This window comes from Candidatus Thiothrix phosphatis (assembly GCF_035668035.1).
Lineage (GTDB): Bacteria > Pseudomonadota > Gammaproteobacteria > Thiotrichales > Thiotrichaceae > Thiothrix > Thiothrix phosphatis.
Genome location: NZ_JAYMYJ010000060.1, coordinates 9,004 through 15,628 on the forward strand (window position 1 = coordinate 9,004; position 6,625 = coordinate 15,628).

The 6,625-nt window shown below is 53.4% G+C and carries 6 protein-coding genes and 1 tRNA gene; 3 read left to right on the forward strand and 4 right to left on the reverse strand.

Annotated elements, in window-relative coordinates; translation table 11 throughout:
* The 4 genes from VSS37_RS07240 to VSS37_RS07255 all read right to left on the reverse strand — a co-directional run.
* A partial coding sequence (locus VSS37_RS07240; protein WP_324694135.1) for a tetratricopeptide repeat protein occupies positions 1-484 on the reverse strand: 484 nt, incomplete at its 3' end.
* A 158-nt stretch (positions 485-642) separates the two neighbouring features.
* Complete coding sequence (locus VSS37_RS07245; protein WP_324694136.1) at positions 643-1,317, reverse strand: hypothetical protein; 675 nt, start codon at positions 1,315-1,317, stop codon at positions 643-645.
* A gap of 140 nt (positions 1,318-1,457) precedes the next feature.
* Positions 1,458-2,210, reverse strand: coding sequence for a hypothetical protein (locus VSS37_RS07250; RefSeq protein WP_324694137.1), 753 nt, complete (start codon positions 2,208-2,210; stop codon positions 1,458-1,460).
* An 88-nt stretch (positions 2,211-2,298) separates the two neighbouring features.
* Positions 2,299-3,024, reverse strand: a complete 726-nt coding sequence (locus VSS37_RS07255; RefSeq protein ID WP_324694138.1) for a tetratricopeptide repeat protein — start codon at positions 3,022-3,024, stop codon at positions 2,299-2,301.
* 212 nt (positions 3,025-3,236) lie between these two features.
* On the opposite strand from VSS37_RS07255, the gene glnE reads away from it, so the two are divergent.
* The 3 genes from glnE to VSS37_RS07270 all read left to right on the forward strand — a co-directional run bounded on the left by glnE (position 3,237) and on the right by VSS37_RS07270 (position 6,620).
* Positions 3,237-5,900: a bifunctional [glutamate--ammonia ligase]-adenylyl-L-tyrosine phosphorylase/[glutamate--ammonia-ligase] adenylyltransferase gene (gene glnE, locus VSS37_RS07260; RefSeq protein WP_324694139.1), complete on the forward strand. Its 2,664-nt coding sequence runs from the start codon at positions 3,237-3,239 to the stop codon at positions 5,898-5,900.
* An 84-nt stretch (positions 5,901-5,984) separates the two neighbouring features.
* Positions 5,985-6,521 carry a DUF4124 domain-containing protein gene (locus tag VSS37_RS07265; RefSeq protein WP_324694140.1) on the forward strand — a complete coding sequence of 179 codons (537 nt, stop codon included), beginning with the start codon at positions 5,985-5,987 and terminating at the stop codon, positions 6,519-6,521.
* 26 nt (positions 6,522-6,547) lie between these two features.
* Positions 6,548-6,620: transfer RNA gene (locus VSS37_RS07270), tRNA-Thr, on the forward strand.
* Positions 6,621-6,625 lie beyond the last annotated feature (5 nt).

The window sequence follows — 6,625 nt, forward strand, 5'->3', positions numbered from 1 at the left end:
CCGTGGCGACCTCAGGGTGGTTTCCCCCCAGTACCTTTTCCCCAATTGCCAGCGAGCGTTTGTATAGCGGTTCCGCCTGCGCATATTGCCCTTGGGCACGGTACAACTCCGCAAGGTTGTTCAGGCTTGTGGCGACATCAGGGTGGTTTTCCCCCAGTGCTTTTTCCAAAATCGCCAGCGAGCGTTTGTATAGCGGTTCCGCCTGCGCATATTGCCCTTGGGCACGGTACAACTCCGCAAGGTTGTTCAGGCTTGTGGCGACATCAGGATGATCCGCATCGCTGTTTTTTTCGATAAGTGCCAGTGCTTGTTTTGCCACGATGACCCCATCGGCATAATGACCCGTATTAAGCAGTTCCACACTTTGGTTATTAAGCTGCTCCCATTCTGCATGGGTGTCGGCTGCTGCAAAAACAGGGGATGTTCCCAGTAACAACAGCAACACCAGTGCCGCCCGTCGGTTGCTGTGTTTTTTCATATTCATATTGCCACTCCTAAATATTGGGTTACCCATCGTTCAGTTCACTCCGTTCTTCTGGAGTGTATACGTCAGCAGGATAAAAACAGGGTTAAGGGTCAAGTCCCCACAGGCCATCTCCTTGGTTAACAGGGCTGTCCTTACCAAAAACTGACAGATCAGTTTTATACGTCTTTTGGCTCTCGCCAATCACTGCCATTGACAATATCCCAGTGGCTTACAAAAGATTGGCCTGACTCTTGGCAAGCATGGCCATACCGCTGTGATTCCCTGCCCAATATCTCCAGAAACAACGGATCATCCATCAAAAACAGCATTTGCAATACCGGTTCTTCAACACCAAAAATAACAATCGCCTCTCCGTGCGAAAGCAGGCTAACATAATCAAATGTATCAACCGAAATGAAAGCAGGTATCCCAAATTGATCCGCCTGTTTAAGTAACAGAAATACATTTTTACCAGCCCAATGACTCTCACAAAGGGCAATGTAACCCTCATCCAGTATTGCATTGCCAGTTAACTTATATCCAGCAGGCAGTATTGTTCTTCCCCACCAAGAATGGGATTTTTCTTGATAACTGTAACAAACCACACACAATCCACGTTGTTTCATATACCTCTCAAATGCTGCTGAAATAATGAAGGCCCACTCCTCATCAATTGAATGGACATCGCCACCGCTATCCGCTGAATAGTAATCACCAACATTGCTTTCACTTTTGCAGAGGCCGTCATACAGAGGCCAAACTCTTAGCCACGGAAAATAAACGCCATCGTTGGAGGAATCATTCTTATCAGACTTCACAGAGTCTTTTTCCCAAAAAATGACCTTATCCATTATTTTCACACCTCAATCATGAAAAAAACCTTTGGCAACCCATTCTGCATCGGCGGATGGGTTGCCAACAGGACATCGACATTTAGGCACACGCTTCCGCACCAAAATCAGGCTGTGTGCCGTCATTCCCGTGCCTAACGCTAATCCAAACCCGACTCCCGGCAGGCTTCATTCACTGCAAGCCTACTGTCGCAGACTTTAAATGTCCAATCCTGGAATATCCAGACTCTTACGGCCTCACCAGCCGACCATCCCCTTAATGCCGCCTCATCACGTAATTGTGGCCTGAGATCATTAAAGGGATGAAAAATCTGGGTGGCCATATATTTTCCATCCTTGTCACCAATCACCTGTACTTTGCCTAGCTCTGTAGGTGTAAGCGCAATATTTTCATTAATAACCTGCTTGAGCTGTTCAACCGGATCCAAGGCTTGTGAATTATCCAGGTCATAATGCAAGTCAAGCTTGATATTTTGCGCATACTTGAACAGGAAAAAGGAAAAACTTCGCTGAGGTTCAAGATAAACCCGGAAGCTATGCCCATTTATTTCTCCAGAAGATTTTTCTGCATGGGCAACATCCGTCAAGGTGGCAGGCTTGTTACGTTCTGCTGTCACTGTGACCGGCGTTGGCGGATCTCCAAGCCATGCGTTTACCGCACCTTTTTCCACACTGACCACCATATCCACCTTCACTGCACTAACACTGTCAGGCAATGAAAATTCAATGTATTGGGAATCTCCTCCACCTCTCATGGATTCAACAGTCGTTACGCAGGAAACTCTTCCTTCTTTTGACGTATGGCAATCGGTAGATGAATGCATTGATCTAGCACAAGCTGAAACACCCAACATCAGAAAGATTAAAAAAATAGGATGTATTGATTTGCACATGGCGCTCAAACCTCCAAACAAGAACAAGCAATAGTGAATTTATGATAGGCCATCACGAATGGCAGGCAAACAAAGTTTTAAAGCCATATTATTGCTTCAACATCTTTAAAGCCAAGTCCAAGTTTTCCTGAACAACATTGGTGTCTGGATGGTTATCGCCCAATTTCGCCACGTAAATTACAATAGCCCGCTTCAGATAATCCACTGCCTTTACATAATCCTGCATATCGTAATATGACATCCCCAGATTATTTAGCGTATTTCCTGTATCAAGGGCATCCTTGCCCAAGGTCTTTTCACAAATTTCCAATGAACGCTCCAGCAGGGGTATTGCTTTGTCAAAGTCCTTTTGCGCATTATAAACCAACGCCAAATTATTAAGCACTGTTGCCACTCCAGGATGGTCTTTTCCCAACGTATTTTCGCGGATGGCCAATGCACGCTTATACAAAGGCAAGGCATTGGCGTACTCGTGTTGACTGCTATAGAAAAATGCCAACTCATTCATTGCTTTGGCAGCCTCAACACTGTCATCACCCCAAACCTTTTCCTTAAGCTCCAGTGCACGCTTATACAGAGGCAACGCTTCCGCATATTCGCCTTTTGCCAGATAAGCTCTTGCCCGCTCAATGAGTATATCTGCAACAACAGGTGTTCCTTCACCGAGCATTTTTTCAAGTGTGGCTGAATCAAGATTATCCATATTTATCACTTCAACGCTCCCTGCACCCGCACCAGCATCCTGGGCAAGAACAACAGGTGCCGTGAATAAAAGCGGAATAACAAAATAAATTTTCATAAACTTAACACGCATTTTACTGCCTCCATTCTTTCGTCTATGCACGGTTATACGTTCTGGAAAAGATAATGGGGTTAAATGCACCCATCTGGACATGAGCCATTTTTTGATAGTGCCCAACGCCAACCATCTGACCCTATCCAACGGGCAACGCTTCCGGAAGCCCCATTCCCCGCGCCCCGAACGAACCCTATAATGGGCAGAAAACCAGTAACGGGAGAATAACAATGCCAAGCGAAGCCATCTTTGCCGCTAGTCCCTACATTAAACGCCAGTTCGAACGCCACCCCGACTGGCAGGCGTTTTGCGCAACCAGCCAGCCTTATGCGGCAGGCGAGCTCTGCCAGAAAGTCGCCGCCGAAATCCGCGACATTCCCGACCACAACACCTTGCTGCGCGTGGTGCGGCAAATCCGCCACCGGGAAACCGTGCGCATCGCCTGGCGCGACCTGTCCGGCATGGCGGATACGGCTGAAACGCTTGTTGACGCTTCCGACCTTGCTGACGCGCTGACGGACGCCGCGCTCAATTGGTGCCACGCCGAGTTGGCCGCCCGGCATGGCGAGCCGCGTGACAGCGGGGGCGAAGCGCAGCAGATGGTCATTCTTGGCATGGGCAAGCTGGGCGGGCGCGAGTTGAACTTTTCCTCCGACATCGACCTGATTTTCGCTTTTCCGGAAAACGGTGACACGGACGGCAAGCGCCCGCTCGACAACCAGGGCTTTTTCGTGCGCCTGGGGCAGCGGCTGATCGGCGTGCTGGGGCAGACCACCGCTGACGGTTTCGCCTACCGCGTCGACATGCGCCTGCGGCCTTTCGGCGAAGCGGGCGCACTGGCGCTTTCGTTCGATGCGATGGAGCATTACTACGAAACCCACGGGCGCGAATGGGAGCGCTACGCCCTGATCAAGGCGCGGGTGATGGCGGGCGACCGGCGGCAGGGCGCGGAACTGTTGGAACGCCTGCGCCCGTTCGTTTACCGCCGCTACCTGGATTATGGCGCGGTCGAACAGTTGCGCGACATGAAGGCCATGATCAACCGTGAAGCCGAGCGCCGTGGCAAATATCAGGATGTGAAGCTCGGCAGCGGCGGCATCCGTGAGGTCGAGTTCACCGCCCAGGTGTTCCAATTGATGCGCGGCGGCCGCATCCCGGAGTTGCGTGAACGCAACCTGCTGAAAACGCTGGATGTCCTGCTGGAGCAGCGGTTGTTGTCGGCAACCGGCCACAGCGTATTGCGCAGCGCCTACCTGTTCCTGCGCCGCACCGAGAACCGCCTGCAAATGTGGAATGACGAGCAGACGCATTCCCTGCCCGACAGGCCGGAACAGCAGCTTGCCCTTGCCGCCAGCATGGGGTTTGGCGACTGGACAAGCTTCCGCACCGAGCTTAACCGCCATCAGCAGGCGGTCGCGGGCGTTTTCCAACACATTTTCGCCCTGGAGCAGCAGAACCGGCAGCCGTTGCCGGAACATCCCGCCATTCAGGCGCTGGTCAACAGCCGTTTGTACAACACCCTGACCGACACCGGGCGCAACCGCCTCGACCGCTTGTTGCCAGCGCTGCTGGACGCTTGCCAGGCCCGGGCTGACCCCGAACAGGCGCTGGAGCGCTGCCTGCGCATCATCCAGAAAATTGCGCCACGTTCCGGCTACATCGCCATGCTGGCCGACAACCCCAATGCGTTGGAGCAATTCGTGCGGCTGGTCAGCGCCAGTTTGTGGATCACCAGCCAGTTGACCCAGCACCCGATCTTGCTCGACCAGTTGCTCGATTCCCGCCAGCTTTACACGCCGCTCAACCGTGAGGCGTTGGGTGTCGAATTGCGGCAGGAACTGGAGCGCATTGACGAAGGCGACACCGAACAGGTGATGGAGCGCCTGCGCCAGTTCAAGCAGGCGCAGGTGTTGCGGACGGCGGCGGCGGACATCACCGGCGTGCTGCCGCTGATGAAGGTTTCCGACCAGTTGACCTGGATCGCCGAAGCGGTGCTGGAAGAAAGCCAGCGCCATGTGTGGGGAACCATGACGGCGCAAACCGGCGCGCCCACCTATCAGGAGGAGGATGGCTCCACCCATGAGGCCGGTTTTGCCATTATCGGCTATGGCAAGCTGGGCGGGCTGGAGCTTGGCTACGGTTCCGACCTCGACATCATTTTCCTGCACGACAGCCATGGGCGGGCGCAGCAGACCAATGGTGGCAAGACATTGGAAAACCTGGTGTTTTATGCCCGATTTGCACAAAAGATCATCCATACGCTGACAACCTTCACGCCTGCGGGGCGCTTGTACGAAACCGACATGCGGTTGCGGCCCAGTGGCTCCTCCGGGCTGCTGGTCAGCAGTTTGGAGGCGTTCCGCCGGTATCAGGAGGAAAAGGCCTGGGCGTGGGAGCATCAGGCCCTGCTGCGCGCCCGCGCCATTACCGGCCCGGCAAGTTTGCGCGCGGCATTTGACCAAATTCGCCGCGACATCCTCTGCCGCCCGCGTGACAGGGATGCATTGCGCCAGGAGGTGGCGGCCATGCGCCAGAAAATGTGGGAAAGCCAGGGCAGCAAGAATCCCACTGTTTTCAACCTGAAAAAAGACCCGGGAGGCATCACCGACATTGAATTCATGGTGCAATACCTGATCCTCGCCCATGCCCAGGAATATCCGGAGCTGGTGCGCTGGAGCGACAATGTTCGCCAGTTGGAATCCTTGCGGGAGGCTGGACTCCTGGCAGTGGGGAAGGCGGAAGCGCTGGCGGATATTTACCGTACCTTGCGCGACCGGATTCACGCCTTGTCCTTGCAGGAGGAGCAGGCGGTGGTACCGGCGGAACAATTCGCCCCTGAACGTGAATACGTGCGGGAGGCATGGGCGGCGCTGATAAATGCAGGCAGGCAATAGCCGCCGTTTGTCCACCTGCTTATTATCGCTAGGGTAATTTTGCGTAGAATCAGAAGCGTATCAACCAGACCCAATGAATAAATTATGCGTACCGGTTTGCTGTTTCTGCTTCTCGTCTTCGGTTTGTCCTGCTTTTCAGCCCAGGCGGAAATCTATCGCTGGGTGGATGCGCAGGGCAATGTCATGTACGGCGACAATCCCCCCAAGAAGGAAGCCGCCAAGCCGGTGGCCCTGCCATTGCTGACGGTGGCGGACAGCTTCGCGCCCAAACAACAGGCGCAGCAAGAGGAAACACCCAAACCAGGGCAGGATGAAAGCGAAGCCTATTCCGATTTCAAGATCACTTCGCCTACTGCTGAGGACGCCATCCGCAGCAATGATGGTGCGGTTGCCGTCAGCCTGTCGCTGAAACCAAAATTGAAGGCGGGCGATGGCATTGTGCTGTACCTGGATTCCAAACAGGTGGCTGCTGGCGAGTCGCTGTCTTTCAATCTGACCGAGGTGGAGCGCGGTGAACACAGCGTGTTCGCTGTCCTCAACGACGCCAAAGGCAACATTATCCAAAATACCGAACCAGTAAAATTCAGCGTGCTGCGCCATTCTGTCTTGAACAATCCATAGCACCCGCTTATGATTTAAGCTTCAACGCCGGTGTAGCTCAGTTGGTAGAGCACGTCATTCGTAATGATGGGGTCGGGAGTTCGATTCTCTTCACCGGCATACTT